This window comes from Edaphobacter sp. 12200R-103 (assembly GCF_010093025.1).
GTDB lineage: Bacteria > Acidobacteriota > Terriglobia > Terriglobales > Acidobacteriaceae > Edaphobacter.
This window is the reverse complement of record NZ_CP048114.1, coordinates 1,635,779-1,652,885: the sequence shown is the minus strand read 5'-3', so window position 1 is coordinate 1,652,885 and position 17,107 is coordinate 1,635,779. Positions and strand designations below refer to the sequence as shown.

At 58.7% G+C, this 17,107-nt stretch carries 14 protein-coding genes and 1 pseudogene; 7 read left to right on the top strand and 8 right to left on the bottom strand.

Annotated elements, in window-relative coordinates; genetic code table 11:
• Positions 1–96: 96 nt before the first annotated feature.
• Positions 97–1,743, bottom strand: a complete 1,647-nt coding sequence (pgm, locus tag GWR55_RS06830; RefSeq protein ID WP_162401599.1) for a phosphoglucomutase (alpha-D-glucose-1,6-bisphosphate-dependent) — start codon at positions 1,741–1,743, stop codon at positions 97–99.
• A 386-nt stretch (positions 1,744–2,129) separates the two neighbouring features.
• On the opposite strand from pgm, the gene GWR55_RS19475 reads away from it, so the two are divergent.
• Both GWR55_RS19475 and GWR55_RS06820 read left to right on the top strand, forming a co-directional pair.
• Positions 2,130–3,854, top strand: a complete 1,725-nt coding sequence (locus GWR55_RS19475) for a DNRLRE domain-containing protein (RefSeq protein ID WP_162401598.1) — start codon at positions 2,130–2,132, stop codon at positions 3,852–3,854.
• Positions 3,855–3,966: 112 nt separating this feature from the next.
• Positions 3,967–5,904 carry a glycoside hydrolase family 88 protein gene (locus GWR55_RS06820; RefSeq protein WP_162401597.1) on the top strand — a complete coding sequence of 646 codons (1,938 nt, stop codon included), beginning with the start codon at positions 3,967–3,969 and terminating at the stop codon, positions 5,902–5,904.
• A gap of 9 nt (positions 5,905–5,913) precedes the next feature.
• Here the strand turns inward: GWR55_RS06820 and GWR55_RS06815 are convergent, their stop codons facing one another.
• The 4 genes from GWR55_RS06815 to GWR55_RS06800 all read right to left on the bottom strand — a co-directional run bounded on the left by GWR55_RS06815 (position 5,914) and on the right by GWR55_RS06800 (position 9,947).
• Positions 5,914–6,258, bottom strand: a complete 345-nt coding sequence (locus GWR55_RS06815) for an Hpt domain-containing protein (RefSeq protein WP_162401596.1) — start codon at positions 6,256–6,258, stop codon at positions 5,914–5,916.
• A 91-nt stretch (positions 6,259–6,349) separates the two neighbouring features.
• Positions 6,350–6,766 (bottom strand): response regulator, encoded by a 417-nt coding sequence (locus GWR55_RS06810; protein ID WP_162401595.1) that lies wholly within the window; start codon positions 6,764–6,766, stop codon positions 6,350–6,352.
• A 61-nt stretch (positions 6,767–6,827) separates the two neighbouring features.
• On the bottom strand, positions 6,828–8,381 hold the full coding sequence (locus GWR55_RS06805; protein WP_238398693.1) for a response regulator: 1,554 nt from the start codon (positions 8,379–8,381) through the stop codon (positions 6,828–6,830).
• Positions 8,382–8,879: 498 nt separating this feature from the next.
• The gene (locus tag GWR55_RS06800) at positions 8,880–9,947 is read right to left on the bottom strand and encodes a deoxyhypusine synthase (RefSeq protein ID WP_162401594.1); all 1,068 of its coding nucleotides are present in this window, start codon (positions 9,945–9,947) and stop codon (positions 8,880–8,882) included.
• Between the two features lie 130 nt (positions 9,948–10,077).
• Between GWR55_RS06800 and pncB the strand changes: the two genes are divergently transcribed.
• Together pncB and GWR55_RS06790 are read left to right on the top strand one after the other, a co-directional pair.
• Entirely contained in the window at positions 10,078–11,382 is a 1,305-nt protein-coding gene (gene pncB / locus GWR55_RS06795; RefSeq protein WP_162401593.1) for a nicotinate phosphoribosyltransferase, read from the top strand.
• Between the two features lie 36 nt (positions 11,383–11,418).
• Positions 11,419–12,357, top strand: coding sequence for a S1/P1 nuclease (locus GWR55_RS06790; protein WP_162401592.1), 939 nt, complete (start codon positions 11,419–11,421; stop codon positions 12,355–12,357).
• A 13-nt stretch (positions 12,358–12,370) separates the two neighbouring features.
• Here the strand turns inward: GWR55_RS06790 and GWR55_RS06785 are convergent, their stop codons facing one another.
• The gene (locus GWR55_RS06785) at positions 12,371–12,946 is read right to left on the bottom strand and encodes a DUF2062 domain-containing protein (protein ID WP_238398692.1); all 576 of its coding nucleotides are present in this window, start codon (positions 12,944–12,946) and stop codon (positions 12,371–12,373) included.
• Positions 12,947–12,985: 39 nt separating this feature from the next.
• On the opposite strand from GWR55_RS06785, the gene GWR55_RS06780 reads away from it, so the two are divergent.
• From GWR55_RS06780 to GWR55_RS19220, 3 genes and pseudogenes are all read left to right on the top strand, one after another.
• Positions 12,986–13,762: a 1-acyl-sn-glycerol-3-phosphate acyltransferase gene (locus GWR55_RS06780; protein ID WP_162401590.1), complete on the top strand. Its 777-nt coding sequence runs from the start codon at positions 12,986–12,988 to the stop codon at positions 13,760–13,762.
• Positions 13,763–13,853: 91 nt separating this feature from the next.
• Entirely contained in the window at positions 13,854–14,666 is an 813-nt protein-coding gene (locus GWR55_RS06775; protein WP_162401589.1) for a GNAT family N-acetyltransferase, read from the top strand.
• Positions 14,667–14,821: 155 nt separating this feature from the next.
• Positions 14,822–15,109: pseudogene (locus GWR55_RS19220) on the top strand (lysophospholipid acyltransferase family protein); the annotation flags it as partial.
• Between the two features lie 288 nt (positions 15,110–15,397).
• On the opposite strand, the gene udk reads toward GWR55_RS19220, so the two are convergent.
• Together udk and GWR55_RS06760 are read right to left on the bottom strand one after the other, a co-directional pair.
• Positions 15,398–16,075: a uridine kinase gene (gene udk / locus GWR55_RS06765; protein ID WP_162401587.1), complete on the bottom strand. Its 678-nt coding sequence runs from the start codon at positions 16,073–16,075 to the stop codon at positions 15,398–15,400.
• A gap of 60 nt (positions 16,076–16,135) precedes the next feature.
• On the bottom strand, positions 16,136–17,005 hold the full coding sequence (locus GWR55_RS06760; protein WP_162401586.1) for a purine-nucleoside phosphorylase: 870 nt from the start codon (positions 17,003–17,005) through the stop codon (positions 16,136–16,138).
• Between the last annotated feature and the right edge of the window lie 102 nt (positions 17,006–17,107).

Genomic DNA, 17,107 nt, shown 5'->3' with positions numbered 1-17,107 from the left:
CCACCTCCAAGGATGATATGTAAACATGCACTGAGTTGGAGTTCTTAAAAGGCAGAAGGACTGCTGGAGAGTGGCAGTCCTTTCTGTAATTCCGTTTTATCGGATTGCAGCGTCGACCAGAGCCTGTGCCTCTGCCTGGATCTTCCTCAGGTGATCGAGTCCCTTGAAGCTCTCCGCGTAGATCTTGTAAACGTCTTCGGTTCCGGAGGGACGGGCAGCGAACCATCCGTTTTCCGTGGCAACCTTCAGGCCTCCTATGGGGGCGTGGTTGCCGGGGGCCTCGGTCAGGATGGCCGTGATTGGCTCTCCGGCAAGCTCTTTTGCCGTTACCTGTGAGGGTGAAAGTTTGCCGAGCTTGGCCTTCTGCTCCTTGGTTGCAGCCGCGTCGATGCGCTGATAGACCGGGTCGCCATACTTCGCCGTCAGCTCACGATACAGTTCGCCCGGATCGCGCCCTGTCCGCGCCGTCATCTCTGCTGCGAGGAGACCAGGAATCAGGCCGTCCTTATCCGTAGTCCAGACCGTGCCGTTGCGGCGAAGGAAGCTGGCTCCTGCGGACTCTTCTCCGACAAAGCCAAGCGAACCATCGATCAGGCCGTCCACAAACCATTTAAAGCCGACAGGAACCTCGAGCATGGGCCGGTTTAATCCTTTGGCAACACGGTCAATCATGCTGGAGGAGACCAGTGTCTTCCCGATCGCTGTGTTCTCGCCCCACTCCGGACGATGCGTGAAAAGGTACTGGATCATCACCACAAGATAGTGATTGGGATTCAGCAGACCGGCAGATCGCGTGACGATACCGTGACGGTCATGATCAGTGTCGCAGGCCCAGGAGACGTCATACTTGTCCTTGTTCGCGATCATGCTGGCCATGGCGTACGGGCTGGAGCAGTCCATGCGAATGCGTCCGTCCCAATCGAGTGTCATAAACCGGAAGGTTGGATCGACTTGGGTGTTGAGGATCTCGAGGGGGAGACGATATTTTTCCGCAATGCGCGGCCAGTAGTGAACGCCGGCTCCTCCCAGAGGATCGACCGCCAGCTTGAGGGCAGTCGTTCGCAAAATGTCGAAGTCGATGACGTTCGACAGATCGTCCACGTAGGCGGTGATGTAGTCGTGCCTGTAGGTCTTGTCGGAGCCGAGAGCGCGGGCATAGGAGACGCGTTTTACGTCCTTCAGGCCATTCGCGATGATCTCGTTGGCGCGGTTCTCAATCCATTTCGTCGCCGATGTGTCGGCGGGGCCGCCACTGGGAGGGTTGTACTTGAAGCCTCCGTCTTCTGGTGGATTGTGAGAAGGAGTGATGACGATGCCGTCGGCACGATGCAGCTTCGGGTTTGCATTCCGGGTGAGAATCGCATGGGACAGCGCGGGTGTTGGAGTATAGCCCAGGTGCTCGTCGATCATGACTTCAACATCGTTGGCTGCAAGGACCTCGAGGGCTGTCGTGAAGGCAGGTTCCGAGAGAGCGTGGGTGTCGCGAGCCAGGAAGAGCGGGCCTAGCGTATGCTCCGTCGCCCTGTACTCCACAATGGCCTGCGTGATGGCGGCGATGTGGTCGTCGTTGAAGCTGGCGTGAAACGACGATCCTCTGTGTCCCGAGGTGCCGAAAGAGACGCGCTGGGCAGCAACTTCCGGGTCAGGGTGCAGCGCGTAATAGGCGGTGACGAGATGAGGAATATCGACGAGGGAATCGAGAGAGGGAAGCTGGCCAGGCTGATTGATCTCGTTGGAACTCATGGGCTGAGGATATCCTTTTTGCGTTTGTTTGACCTTACAACTCTATGAGATGCGCGCCGGATGAGGAAAAATGTGTCCTGCGTGGAGGCTGCGTTGTACAGTCACTCTACGACATAAGTTGTAGCTCCGGCAGTTGTATCTTGCGGCGTCATCGCCTAAAACGAAAGGTACTCCCGGTCTCTGTTCGCGAATGGAGAAGCGCATGGCTCAAGGCCATGCCGACAACGTGCATTGTGGAGCTTCAGAACGTTGTGCAGGATGAGTCACGTCTTCCGTTTGGCGGGCCAGCTGGCGGAAGACGCTGACGCACTTTATAGGGGGAATAGCTTTTGCGTTTGCGGCTTCCTCGGTGGGTACGCTGTGCGATAGTTCTGCTCGCAGCAGCGATGCCGGCTTTGGCAGCGGAGATGACCCTGGTGGCTGATGCGCATGTCAACTCTGCTCGGCCCGCGGCGAATAGCGGAACCATCTCTAACCTCAACGTAGGAGCAGGCTACACCTCTCTGCTGCAATTCGGCCTCTCGGCGCTTCCTTCAGGAACAACCCCGACGCAGATCTCACGTGCAATCCTCAGACTTTATTGCAATCGTGTCGATGCGGCAGGCTCGATCCGACTGCAGGCGATCACATCCTCGTGGGGAGAGTACAGCGTGACCTATGGCACGATGCCGGCGATGTCCCCTTCGGTCCTGGCGACCACTTCTGTGGACCAGTCCGGAGCTTATGTGCCGATCGATGTAACGGCGTTGGTCCAGGGTTGGCTGACAGACCCCGCGAGCAATAATGGCATCGCGCTTACATCGGCGGATGCCGCCGTACAGTTTGACAGCAAAGAGAATGATCTGACGGGACATGCGCCGCGTCTTGAAGTTGTACTGGTGTCGCAGGGGCCTGCGGGCCCCAAGGGTGATACAGGAGCAACCGGTCCACAGGGACCAGCCGGGCCGGTAGGATCTCAAGGCCAGCAGGGTCCACAGGGTTTGGCGGGGCCAAGTGGACCTGAAGGTCCCCGAGGTCCAGCCGGGCCGGTAGGAATGACATTTCGCGGCGAGTATCAGGCCGACGTTATCTATGGCGCTGGAGATGGGGTGACCTACGGTGGCGCTGCCTATGTTTCCATGACAGATGGAAACCTGGGGAATAAGCCCGATTCCAGTCCTGTGTCGTGGAGCAAATTTGCGGCGGGAACCCAGGGACCACAAGGTCCGGCTGGTGTTGCAGGACCAATCGGTCCGCAGGGATTACAAGGGCCAACCGGGCCGGCAGGTGCAACAGGACCTCCGGGTTTGCAGGGCGCTACCGGACCACAAGGTCCGGCAGGTTCCACAGGCCCCCCCGGTCCGGCGGGATCGCAGGGCCCACAAGGAGCCACAGGACCTCAGGGAGCAACAGGACCGGCTGGTCCCGCTGGGGTGAGTTTCAAAGGTCCATGGTCCACTGCGAGCGCCTATCGCGCCAATGATGCCGTTTCCTACAACGGAAGCACATATCTGGCGTTGTTGACGAACCTCGCAGTTCCGCCCGACAGCTCAACATCCGCCTGGGCAATCCTGGCTCAGATGGGATCGGCCGGCCCAACCGGGCCTGCCGGTGCGGCGGCAACGGTAAGTGTAGGCACCGTCACAACCGGAGCACCGGGGACGGCGGCTACTGTGACCAATTCCGGTACATCCGGGGCAGCGGTGCTCAATTTCACGATTCCTCAAGGTGTGCCGGGTGCGAATGGGAGTTCCGGAGCTGGAAACGGCGGCGGGTGGGGATCGTTTGCATCGACTTATCATTCGGTCTCGTTCTCCTCGTACTACTACTCGGTTAGCAGCGCAAATGCGGCAGCGAGCGAGCAGGGATCGGTGCTGACCTGGGTGCCCTCCGGATGTACCGCCACAAGTCTGACCGCATACTCTCAGCAGGGCAATACGATCCAGGTCATTCTGCGAACCGGCGTGCCGGGATCGATGTCAGCGACGTCGCTCGTTTGTACGGTCTCCACCAACTCCAGCTGTACCTCGACGGGGACCGTGACGATCGCTCCGGGAAACTTCGTGGACCTGCAGATCACGGGCTCCAATAGCTTGCTGGCGCCTGTCTGGACTGCGATCGCATGCAACTGAGAGTGCGCCAGAGCGTGGATTCACCTGCGAGCGTCTCTCAGCTTCACGAGCCAGAGCTGTAAGCAGGTATGCTGGTGGTCGTATAGATTCTGTCTTGCAAGAGGAGAGTGGGATGAAGCTGTTTTCTGTGATGGCTCTCGGTAGTGCGGTCGCCATTCAGGCGATGACGGGAGCAGCAATACAGGCCGAAGGAGCCCTCAGGATCGATCAGCCATCGGCAAAGATGGCCGATTCGGTAATGAAGGAGTGGCCGAAAGCGGTCATCAGCACAGAGAATCATCCCGCCAACTGGGGATATGAAGAGGGAGTGCTGCTGGATGGAATGGCAGCGCAGTGGCATACGACAGCCAATGGGGACGAGTTTCGCTACATCAAGGCCGCGGTGGACAAGTACGTTGCCGACGACGGCTCCATCCGTAGCTATCATGCCGATGCCCACAGCCTCGACGAGATTGAGATGGCCCGGTCGGTTCTGCTGGTCTATCGCGTTACTCACCAGGCGAAGTACTACATCGCCGCTAAATACGTGCATGACCAGCTTGCCCTTCAGCCCAGGACGGCCAGCAGAGGCTACTGGCACAAGCAGATCTACCCCAACCAGATGTGGCTCGATGGGGCCTATATGGCGGAGCCGTTCCGCGCGGAGTATGCCGTCACCTTTCAGCAGCCCGAGGACTTCAATGACATTGCGAAGCAACTTCTGCTGATGGATCAACATATGCGCGATCCCAAAACGGGCCTGTTGCGTCATGGATGGGATGAATCGAAGCAAATGAAGTGGGCCGATCCGCAGACGGGTCTGTCGCCGGAGGCCTGGGGCCGCGCGATGGGCTGGTACGCCATGTCCCTGGTCGACGTGCTGGACTGGTTTCCCGCGGATCATTCGGATCGTCCTGAGTTGGTCCGCGCCTTGAATCGCGTTGCCAAGGCTGTCGTAGCCTACCAGGATAAGAAGACGGGCCTCTGGTGGCAGGTTATGGACCAGGGAGCGCGCAAGGGTAACTTTACGGAAGCCTCGGCGAGCTGCATGTTCACCTATGCGCTGGCCAAGGGCGTTCGGATGGGATACCTGCCGCAGGCTGACCTTGCTCCCGCCAAACGGGCATGGGGCGCGATTCAGAAGACCTTCGTCAAGACAGGGGCGGATGGCTTGACCTCACTGGACGGAACGGTAAAGGTTGGCGGCCTGGGAGGTTCACCGTACCGCTCAGGAACCTTCGACTATTACATTGGTGAGAAAACCAGAGTTAACGACGCGAAGGGAATCGGAGCGTTTCTGTTGGCGGGTTCGGAGATGGCGCAGGCTCCGACCGAAGCGCTAGGCCAAGGCAAGACCGTTATGGTGGACGCGTGGTTCAATTCGCAGACACGGAAGAACGCTGCCGGACAGACGGAGCTGTTCCATTACAAGTGGGACGATGATACGAACTCGGGCTTTGCCTTTTTCGGTCGGGCATTTCAGAGGTATGGCGCAAAACTGGCGACCCTGAAAACAGCTCCCACGGTGGCTGATCTGAAAGAGGCCCAAGTCTATATCCTGGTCTCTCCCGATATCCCGGCCCGTAACCCCAACCCGCACTATATGGACAAGGCAAGCGGAGACGCCATCGAGGCGTGGGTGAAGGCCGGAGGGGTTCTTCTGCTGATGGAGAACGATAACACCAACTCAGAGTTCGATCACTTCAATACGTTGAGTGAGCGATTTGGGATTCACTTCAACGCGGTCCTGCGGAATACAGTGCAGAACAACAATTGGCCGCAGGGAACGATAATGATCCCAAAGGGAACCGGTGTCTTTCAGTATCCGCACAAAGCTTACCTGAAGGAAATCTCGACAATCACGCCTTCGGCTCCAGCAAAGGCTATTCTCACGGACAAGGGCGATGTCCTGATGGCTGTTGCAAAGGTCGGCAAGGGGACGGTGTTCGCCGTCGTCGATCCCTGGATTTATAACGAGTACGTCGATCGACGGAATCACCTGCCACTCGACTTCGATGGCTTTGATGCCTCGATTGACCTTGCCGGCTGGGCGATTCGGCAGTCGAAATAAGGCGCGTTGCTAGATGTGTCCGTCCAGGGATGCTAGCAGGCGCTGCATGTAGGTGCTGAGTTCGTTGGCCGCAGAGGGAACGAGCGTCTTGAAGTGATGCTCAATCTCTCCGGCGATCTCGCCGGCCTCCCTGTACCCAAACATGCCAAGGTTTCCGGCCAGTTTGTGTGCTACCGTCTGGGCCTCATCTCGTTTTGTCTCGTCGAGGCTTCCGGCAACCGCCATCTGCACAGCCTGCTGGAGCAGGTCAAGGCGTTCCCGTGTGACAGGGAGATGGCGCTTCCACAGGTCCTCCAAAAGCGCAAAAATTTCAGGATCGGGCTGGGAGATAGGTGTCATGGAGTAGTTCGTCATGTGGGGACCGTCCGTGTAATTCCCGGGCTGCGATTCAGCTTTTTATAGCAGCAGTCTCATCGGTCCATTATGCGGGAAATTTCCCTGCCAATTACTTTGGTGCAGAGGAGGCGACCCGCGTTGCCGGGGCAGGAGATGGATTCCATTTAAGCGCGCCCGCGATCTGTTCGGCCAACGTCAGGGGATCGAATGGCTTAAAAAGCACAGCTGCGACCCCCAGATCGGCAAACCGCCTTTTGTCCACGCCCTGTACCTTGGCTGTGAGCAAAAGCACGGGAATGTGCGATATCTCCGGCGTCTGCTGCATCTGTCGGAAAGTGGTGGGACCGTCGACGCCTGGCATCATGACATCCATCAGAATGGCGTCAGGTTGATGAACCTTGGCGATTTCTATCCCCTGCGCGCCAGAACTGGCTGTCAAGACTTGCCACCCCGCGGTGGCTTCCAGGGAGAGAGAAGCCACCTCACGGATATCGTCCTCGTCGTCAATAATCAGGATTCGCCGCATGAGCTTCAATTCTCGCATGACGGGAAACGTCCGGCCGTTTCGAAGACTTTCCTATGAGACATTATGCGGCTGGGTCAGCAGTGACAAGCTGAGTCGGGTGGGACCGCAGGCGGTGAACCATTGAACGGACAAGGGTTTCTACCTCCTCGGGCTGTACCTTGGCCTTTATAAGGAACTCGGTAGGACCCAGGCGAAGCTTTGACATCTCGACATCGGAGAGCTCGTGGCCGGAATACACAACAATGGGCATGCTTCGGAGCGGAGGCTGCTGACGAAGCCATTCCACGAAGGAGAAGCCGTCTCCGTCGGGAAGTGTAATGTCCAGGATCACCAGGTCCGGGCGCCGGCCTACGCAATGGCGAATCGCCTGCTGCCGGGTAGAAGTATGGTCGATGTGAACGCTGGCGCCTGCGAAATTTGCCATCAGAACGCTCGCCAGATCGTCATCATCTTCTACCAGAAGCACATTTGCAGGACCGTCCCCGTGGTGAAGTACACGGCCCAGCTCTGCGAAGAGGAGATTCTCGTTGAATGGCTTTTGCACCCAACCCTGGGCATCGCCCGAGAGGTGGTTCTGCAGATTGGAGGACAGGACGCTCAACACAACGACCGGAATATCGGCAGTATTTGGATTATCGCGTAGTCGCTGCAGCGTCTCCCATCCACTGAGGCCCGGCATGTAGAGGTCCAGCAGGATCGCTTCGATCGGCTGTTCCGATGCGAGGGTCAATGCCTCTTCGCCGCTGGAAGCTTCGATGACCTTATAGCCCTGCCGGGTAAGGTGACCTGAGACGACTGTCCGGATATTCGCGTCATCGTCGCAGATAAGAATGGCTCCCTCGACCTGAGGTAGGGACGGCGGCAGCGGGACGATATCGGTCGCTCGCGCGGTACGCGGCAGCATAACGAACATCGTCGTTCCCTTAATAAGGTTGCGCTGAGCCCAGATGGCGCCACTGTGCTGCTGTACGATGCTGCGGCAGATTGACAGGCCAAGGCCGGTGCCTCCGCGTTGCCTGGCATCGGCGTGCTCGACCTGTTGAAAGCGATCGAAAATCGAGTCGAGCTTATCGGCTGGAATCCCGCGTCCTTCGTCTACGACCTTCAGGAGCAGAGAGTCCGAGGTGGCGTCAATGTGAATCCGTACGGTCGAAGCCGCCGGGGAGAACTTGATGGCATTGGAGAGGAGATTGGTCAGGACCTGCAGGATGCGATCCGAATCTCCATCAAAGAACAGGGAATCGGGAGTTTTCCCTTCGGAGAACGGCACCAGCTCCAGGTGGACGGCATGATCCTCCGCCATGGGGGTCATGGTCTCGATCGCCTGGTCACAGAGATCGCGCAGGGAGCACCGGCGAATCTGCAGGGGAGCTCTCCCGGATTCCATCCTCTCCAGATCGAGAATGTCGTTGATGAGTCGGATCAGGCGGTCGGTGTTGGTCGTGGCGATCCGCAGCAGGTTCATGGCGCGAGGATCAAGTTCACCGATCGTCCCGGACGCAAGAAGACCAAGGGCACCGCGGATGCTGGTCAAAGGGGTTCGCAACTCGTGAGAAACAGTAGAGATGAACTCATCTTTCAGCGTATCCAGCTGCGAACGCACCGAGAGCTGCATCTTGTCTCGATATTGCTGCTCGCGGGCCAAGCTAAGTTGCTGCCCCAGATCTCGAGCGGTCTTTCGGGCCCGAAATAACGCCGATATAAGTCCACCGCATGCCGCTAACAGCGAGACGAAAGCTATAACCGGGAGCATGTGCATGCTGAACGACCCTTGGTAACCGTAACAGTTAGAAGATGAGGCCATTCCAGACTCCCCACCCAAGGCAAAAGAAACCAAGCAAAATGAAGTGCTGCAACGGCAAACGGCGAACGAACTGCCTGAGCCATGTAACAAAAGTAACCTATAGCCGAATCAGATTCTATCCTTTTTTGAAAACCGCAATCTGCTGCACCTGCAGAGGATGCCAGAGATGAAGAGATTGTGCAAATAGCAGAAGAGAATGAGTTGCCTTAGGAGGTAACAGATAATAAAGAGGTTTGGATGCCTCCGATTCTCCCAGCATCGATGAAAAAGGCCGCTCCTGGCGGCCTTTTCAAGGAGATTCGAAAGTAACTAGGCGCTTACTTCAACCCGGTCAAGAATTGCCGCCCACTTCTTGCCCTTACGGGCGGCAGCAGCCTGCTTGTGGAAGGCGTAACCAGCGATGAGCGGAAGCGCCATGGTCGCCTCCGAGTAGACCATCTGCTCGTAGGTGGTATCGACCTTACCCCAACTGGAGGCTTCTTTGAGGGTGGAGCCGGAGAGGGCGCCATCGCGGGAGTCGGCCACGGTGATCTGGATAGCGTATTTGTGCATGGAGGCGTCCACGCCAAGGATATCCGCAGCAACTACGATGTCCTGCGCAAAGTTCTTGGGAACGCCGCCGCCTACCATCAGGAGGCCCGTGGTCGGGTTGGCGATTTTAAGTTGGGTCAACTCGTAGAAGTCCTTGGCCGAATCGATAGAAACCGAGGGCTTGCCCTGACGCTCATGCTGGTGGGCCACCAAACCGAAGCCCGCTGAGCAGTCCGAGAAGGCTGGGCAGAAGATCGGCACGTTCTTCTCATAGGCTGCCAGCACGATGGAATCGCGCCCGCCAGCCTGAGGGGTCTTGCCGTTCTTGGACAGGTAGGCTCCCATCTCGCGGATAAACTCGCGCGAGCTGTGGGGTCGGAGTTCGAGCGAGTTGGTGATCTGGTGCGTTGTCTCATCGCAGATCCGCAGTTCTTCCTCGTCGATGAAGGTGTCGTAGATGCGATCGATCATCAGCTCGCGAAGCAGGCCGTCCTCGTGGCCGTACTTGTACTCGTCGCCGGCGATGTAGTGGTTGAAGCCGAGTGCCTCGAAGAAGTCCTGATCGACGATGTTGGCGCCGGTAGAGACGATGGCGTCAATCATGTTGTTGCGGATGAGGTCGACGATGACCTTCTGCAGGCCAGCGGAGATCAGCGAGCCAGCGAGGCACAGGATGACACCGCATTCGGTGTCGCGAAGCATCATCTCGTAGATGGAGGCGGCGCGGGCGGTGTCGCGTGAGCTGAAGGCCATCGATTGCATGGCATCGACCAGAGCGACCACGTTGTGCTGCTTGATGTCGATGTGCTGGATGGGCTGGGCTAGGAGTTCCTTTTTCGTCGGCATAGCCCCTATAGGATACCAAGCTAAATCCTGCGGCTGACGTGAGTTTCTGTGAATTTTATCGGCATGCGCCAGTCCGCCCGCGGCAAGCTTTCGATTGCCCGGCAGGCCCTTACGGGCGAGACTGGATGACATGAACGTCAACCTGGCTGAACGTGCTCATAACCATAACTGGAAGCTCGATCCGATCGTCCGCTCCCTGCTGGATACAGATTTCTACAAGCTGCTGATGTTGCAGTTTATCTGGAAGAACTTTCCTCAGGTCCACGTCACGTCGGAGACGACGAACCGGACGCTCGCCGTGCGGCTGGCGGACCATGTCCCGGTGGCGGCTCTGCGTGAGCAGATGGAGCATGTCCGCAGGCTTCGTTTCCGTAAGAGCGAGCTGATATGGCTGGCAGGAAATACCTTCTACGGAACTCGAAGCATCTTTGAACCTACCTTTCTGGAGTGGCTGGAACATGACTTTCGCCTCTCGGATTATGAGATCTCCCTACACGATGGACAGATTGTGCTGCGCTTCTCCGGGCTGTGGACCGAGGTCACAATGTGGGAGATCTATGGCCTGGCCCTGCTGAGTGAGATGAAGACGAGGGCAGCTCTAGGTAGGCTCAGCGAACTAGAATTGGATGTGCTGTATGCGCGGGCCAAGTCACGCCTTTGGGACAAGATCGAAAAGATTCGCAAGGCTCCCGAGGTGCGTATCTCTGAGTTCGGAACGCGTCGCCGGCACTCCTTTCTGTGGCAGGAGTACGTGGTGATGGCGATGAGGGCAGGCATCGGTGAGAGTCTCTCGGGGACCTCGAACACCTATCTGGCCTACAAACATGACCTGGAGGCGATGGGGACCAACGCGCATGAGCTTCCCATGGCCCTCGCAGCGTTGGCGAACTCCGACGAGGAGTTGTTGCAGTCGCAATATCGTGTCCTGGAGCTGTGGCAGAAGAGTTACGGAGGGGAACTGCTGATTCTGCTGCCCGATACTTTCGGCACGACGCAGTTTCTTGAGAATGCGCCTGACTGGGTGGCGGACTGGACAGGTCAGCGGGCCGACTCCAAGGACCCCTTCGTCGCGGGAGACGAGTACATCGCTTGGCTAATGAGCCGGGGCCGCGACGCCAGGCGCAAGCGACTGATTGCCTCGGATGGTCTGGATGTAGACGTCATCCTGTCCCTGCACGACTACTTCAAAGGGCGAATCCGCTTCAGCGCGGGTTGGGGAACGCTGCTGACGAACGACTTTCGCGGCTGTCATCCTCGTGGGGAGCGCGACCTTGAGCCGATCAGCCTGGTCTGCAAGGTAGTTTCCGTGGAGGGAAGGCCGGCGGTCAAGCTGAGCGACAACGTGAATAAAGCTACCGGGCCAGCCGATGAGGTCGACCGCTATCGGCGGGTCTTCGGCACCAGGGAAAGCGTCGGAACAGAGGTGCTGGTTTAGCCGAAGATTCATGGAACCGCAGATATACTCGGATTTATGCCTCGTTTTGCTCGTGCGCTTCGTTTTGCAGTGGCCGCGGCCCTCGTGCCCTGGTTCTCGGTTCCGCCTTCATTTGCCTGGGGAGGCGACGGTCACCGGATGGTCAATCGGCTGGCTGCCACGTACCTTCCGAAGGACGTGTCGGCATTCCTGCGTAATGGAAACGCTCTGGACACGATGGAGTACCTGGGACCGGAGCCGGACCGCTGGCGTAATCGCGCCGAGGCTGAGTTGAATGCGGCGCAGGCTCCGGAACACTTCATTGATCTCGAGTATGCTGACCTGCTCGGAGACCTGCCACGAAATCGCTATGATTATGTCCGCGCCCTGACGAAAGCCCAGGCTTCCCATCCTGATATCCAGATGACGCCGGAGAAGATTGGCCTGCAGCCCTACGTGACCGAGGAGGTCTGGCAGCGGCTGAAGGCAGGTATGCGCGAGTACCGTCACCTGCTTGCTGCCGGTGAGGACACAAAGCCGGCGGAGACAGCCATTCTTTACTACGCGGCGTGGCTCGGGCATTACGTTGCCGATGGTTCGCAGCCGATGCATGTGTCCATTCAATACAACGGCTGGGTCGGTCCAAATCCGAACGGCTATACGACGGAACACAAGATCCACTCGTTGTTCGAGAGCACCTATGTCTCTGGAAACATCAAACCGGGAGACGTAACTCCGCTGGTCGCTGCTTCGCAGCCGAAGCTCCTTGGCGACGAGTGGACGGATTATCTGGGCTATCTGCGGCACACCGCGACGTTGGTGGAGAAGACCTACCAGCTGGAGAAGGAAGGCGGCTTTACCGGGGCAGGCACTCCAGAGGGGAAGGCCTTTACTGAGGAGAGGCTGGCCGCTGGAGCGATCGAGCTGCGGGATATGATCTACACCGCTTGGGTCCGCAGCAGCGATCCGGTCGAGGAGTTTCACGGCGGCAACTGATTCCTCGCTCTTACTAGGTGGGAAGATCGGCAGGATCGTTGCGGCGCTGCATGCGGGTTGAGACCCTTCGCAACAGCGGCGTCAGTGCGACTCCGATGAGTGGAATCAGCACGACGGCCAGGGCGATCCAGACCAGAAAGGCGTGCAGCTCCCATCGCCAGATCTTGCGTACAAACTCCAGGGGATCCTTGCGAGCCATCTGGAGCAGCATGCGGGCAGAGAATGGCAGGGGTTCTGCGTGGAAGACATCGGTGCCCAGCTGAAGGAAGGGAAGAAGCAGAAGCAGCTGGAACGGATAGATGATGTGGTTGACCAGCTGAGAGACCGCGACGTTGAGGCGCAGCAGCATGGCGAGTCCCAGGCAGAGAACGGTCGTCGAGCCGAGCACGGGATTGATGCCGACCAGCAGGCCCAGGGCGATGCTCCATGCAAGCCGCCGGGGCGAGGCGCCGCGCCGCAGAAGGGCGAGGATCGGAAGCGCGATCCGGCGATAGAGAAATCCCTCGCTTTGCAGCGATGAAACGGTGGAAGACTGGCAGGAGTTACGATCTCCATTGCCTTGCTTGAGGCTGATTGGGTTACTCTCCACAGGTCTCAGGATAGACTGTGCGGACCGGGGAGGGTAAGGGTGAGTGTGTTTCGATCGGTAGCACGAAGCATCCGGCTGGCTGGTTACTTCTTGAAATACGGTATGGAGCTGCTGGTTCGGCGGCCGAAGACACGCGAGGGCCGCGCTGACTGGCTGCATCGGTTCGCGGCCGCTGCACTGCATGGACTCGGCATCGAGATTACGGTCTCCGGCAACTTTCCTGAACGCGGCGCCGTCATCTCAAATCACCTCAGCTATCTGGACATCGTCGTCTATGCGGCGCTGCACCCCTGTGTCTTTGTCTCAAAGGCGGAGGTGACAAGCTATCCCGTCCTGGGGTGGATGACGAAGATGGCCGGGACGGTCTTTGTCGCGCGCGGCCACGGCGGTTCAGCCCTGAAGGCCCGAGAAGGAATGCAGGCAGCCTTCCGGGCCGACTTGCCGGTCGTCTTCTTTCCCGAAGGAACAACAACAAACGGCGAGGGTATGCTGAAGTTTCACAGCGGCCTGCTCGCCCAGGTACGCGCCGTAGGAGCCGAGGTCACGGCGGCCCATATCTGCTACAGCCTGGGCGAAGGCAACGGTACGGCGACCGTCAGCGACGACATCTGCTACTGGGGTGACGTTGTTCTGGTCCCTCACATCTTCCGGCTGCTGGGATTGCGCGGCATTCACGCCGAGCTGGAATTTGCAGAAGCGCCCATTGTCTTTTCAACGAAGCCGGAGGAGCGTAAGCGGGCTGCCCAGGAGGCCTGGGTGGCCGTGGCTGAGCTTTCCCGTATCCAGAGCGGTTCCGAACCGGTGCACCATTTCTGATTCAACGAATCTTCATGTTGCGTGAACATCCTGTAACAGAAACCAACGCAGACTGACCTCGTAAGCACTCATCCCGGCTTAAGGAGAGTCGATGGTCAGTGTCAAAGAGTCACCCTCTTTTGTTGCACCTCAGGTTCTGGAGATTATTCCTGAGCCTCTTCTCCGAAAAGAGCTTTACCTTGAGGCTGGCCGCTACGTTGCCCGGCTGGCAAAGAGCGAGAGCGATCGCCTGGCAGCGTATCGGCTGCGCTTCCTGGTCTTCAACCTGGAGATGAACGAGGGACTGGAGTCGTCCTTTGGCGACGGCTACGACAGAGATCGCTATGACGATGTCTGCGATCATCTGCTGGTGGAAGAGCGCGCCACCGGAGCCATCGTAGGAACGTATCGCCTGCAGAGAGGCGATGTGGCGGGACGCAACTTCGGATACTACAGCGAGCAGGAGTTCTCCTTTGCCCCTTACGAGGGGATGCGTCACCAGGTCGTGGAACTGGGGCGTGCCTGCATCCACCGCGATCACCGTTCGTCCGAGGTGCTCAACCTGCTGTGGCGGGGGATCGCACGTTATGCGCTCGCCGGCGGTGGCCGGTATATGGTCGGGTGCTGTTCCCTGAACTCCACTGATCCCCACATGGGAAGGGCAGTGTATGCGTCTTTGCGGGACTTCCTGGTTGAGCCTGCTCTACGAACGTTGCCTACGCCTGCCTTCACGATGCCGGAGGTCGCAGACGACGCCTGCTTGGAGCGCGCTCCAAAGCTCCTGCGCGCTTATCTTGCGATCGGCGCCAGAATCTGTGGAGAACCTGCCATTGACCGCGAATTCCGGACCATCGATTTTTTGACACTGCTCGATCTGCAGACCCTGCACCCACGTGTAGCGGCGAGATTCCTGGAGGGCTGCTGAGCTTGAAGGCTCTGCAAGCCTCCCTGCGCGTTCTGGCCGTCATTGGTCTGTTGCTCGCGCTTGCTATCGACTTTCTGTTGCGTCCGGTCGATCGACCCGCGCAGGCAGCGTGGAGGATTCATCGCTATTGCAAAAGAATTCTCCGCGCCCTCGGAGTGAGTTGGAGCGCGGAGGGCGCGCCGATTGCTACAGGAGCGATCATCTCGAATCATCTGAGCTATCTCGACATCCTGGTCTTTGCGGCGGCTCATCCGTTCATCATGGTAGCGAAGTCCGAGGTCAGGGGCTGGCCGGGCATCGGCTGGCTGACCCGGAAGGCAGGCACGGTCTATGTCGTGCGCGGAGGAGGACCGGCAACGTATCCGGCGGTGAATCGCGCCATGGCGGAGGCGTATCGGTGCGGCTTTCCTGTGCTCTTCTTTCCGGAGGGGACAACGACGGATGGCTCCGAGATTCTGCCATTTCGCCGCGGGCTCTTTCACTCTGTCCTCAATGAAGGCGTGGAGCTGCAGGCAGCGGCGCTTCATTATGCTTCCGGCGATCCCAGTGTTTCAGTGGCGAATGACGTTTGCTGGTGGGGAGATGCTCTGTTGCTTCCGCATATCTGGAGACTGGCGCAGTCGAGTGGAGTGCAGGCGTCCCTGCGCTTTGGTACGGCCCTGAGTGAACGAGAAGACCGCTTCGTTCTTTCGCAAAGTGCGCGGCAGGAGATTGTGGCAATGTATGGCGAGTTAGCTTTGGGAGCCGGAGCGGTGGAACGAGTGGAGGAGCCTGAGTTGGTGGAGGCTCTGCAGGACCTGCTCGACCGACCAGTCCAGGGCATCGGTGCCTTCGACCGTGATGCTGGCGTGCTGCGCTGACGGGATGACGTAGAGATCGGCCATGGGTTTTGCCGTGGCCTCGAACTGCGCCCGCACGCTCTCTTCGGTGCGTCCCCGCTCGCGCATGTCGCGGTAGATGCGGCGGTTCAGGCAGATCTGGTTGGGTGCATTGACGTAGATGCTGAAGTCGTACAGCGCGCGCAGCTGCGGATAGTGCAACGCCAGGATGCCTTCGACGATCAGAACCGCTGTAGGCGTGACCGTCTCGGTGCGGTCGCGAACGCGGGTATGGGTAGTGAAGTCGTAGATGGGCCGCTCGATAAGTTTGCCGCCTGCCAGCGACTCAACGTGTTCGACCAGAAGAGCGTGCTCAAGCGAGTCCGGATGATCGAAGTTTTGCAGCGCACGTTCTTCCGGAGGAAGACGACTCAGGCAGCGATAGTAAAAATCCAGCGGCAGCAGCGTGGCGGCGAGCTGTGTTGTCAGCTCACGGGCGAGCGTCGTCTTCCCGGATCCGGAACAGCCTCCCAGTCCCAGGACGAGAGGGCGCTGTGGAAGCAGAAGCTGCTGGGCGGGACGATCTTGCAAGGAGCAGGTTCCTTTCTGTGCCGGTGATCTTTATTGCGGTAGAGTGCAGTCCGGCGACGATCAGCAGGCTGAGGTGTTGTTCGCAAGCTGCGGAATCAGTGCGGTGAGAAGGCTCGTGAACTGTCCCGCGATGCGGCGGCCTGTCTCCATCACCTCTTCGTGGTTAATGGGTTGATCGAGGACGCCGGCGGCCATATTGGTAACGACCGAGAGGCCGAGGACATCGATTCCCATGTGTCGGGCCACGATGACCTCATGGACGGTCGACATGCCGACCAGGTCTGCTCCCAGCGTGCGAAAGGCGCGTATTTCGGCGGGCGTTTCATAGCTGGGGCCGAATACTGCGATGTAGACGCCTTCTTCGAGCTTCCATCCCTGCGTAGCTGCCTCTTTGCGGGCAAGCCTTCGCAGATCCGGTGAGTAGGCGTGAGTCATATCGAAGAAGCGTGGTCCGAAGCGGGGCTCGTTCGGACCGGCGACGGAGTTCCTGCCGGTGAAGTTGATGTGATCGGAGATAGCCACGATGGCGCCCTGGCCGTAGTCAGGGTTGATGCCTCCAGCGGCATTGGTGACGATCAGCTGTTTGACTCCCAGCAGTCCGAGCACGCGAGTGGGAAAGGTAACCTCCGACATGGAGTAGCCCTCGTATGCATGAACGCGGCCCTGCATGACGACGACGGGAACGCCTTCGATTTCTCCCACCACCAGCCGGCCTGAGTGGCCCGGAACCGTGGAGACCGGGAAGTTGGGAATCTCGGAGTAAGGGATTGCTACAGCCTTCTGGACATGGTCGGCAAAGTCGCCGAGGCCTGAGCCCAGAACAAGTCCGAGCCGCGGCTGATGTTGCGCGACAGAGCGAATGTAGGCGGCGGCTGCCAGTGCTCGCGCGTGAAGATCGTCTGTCACAGACTGGTTGTTCGTCTGGGTCATAGCATTCCTGGCTAAAATTCTGCAGAAAGAGTATCCGGCCTGAAAAACATTTATCCGAATCACTGCGAAGAGTATTTTTCTCTGCAGATTCTTTCAGGCCTC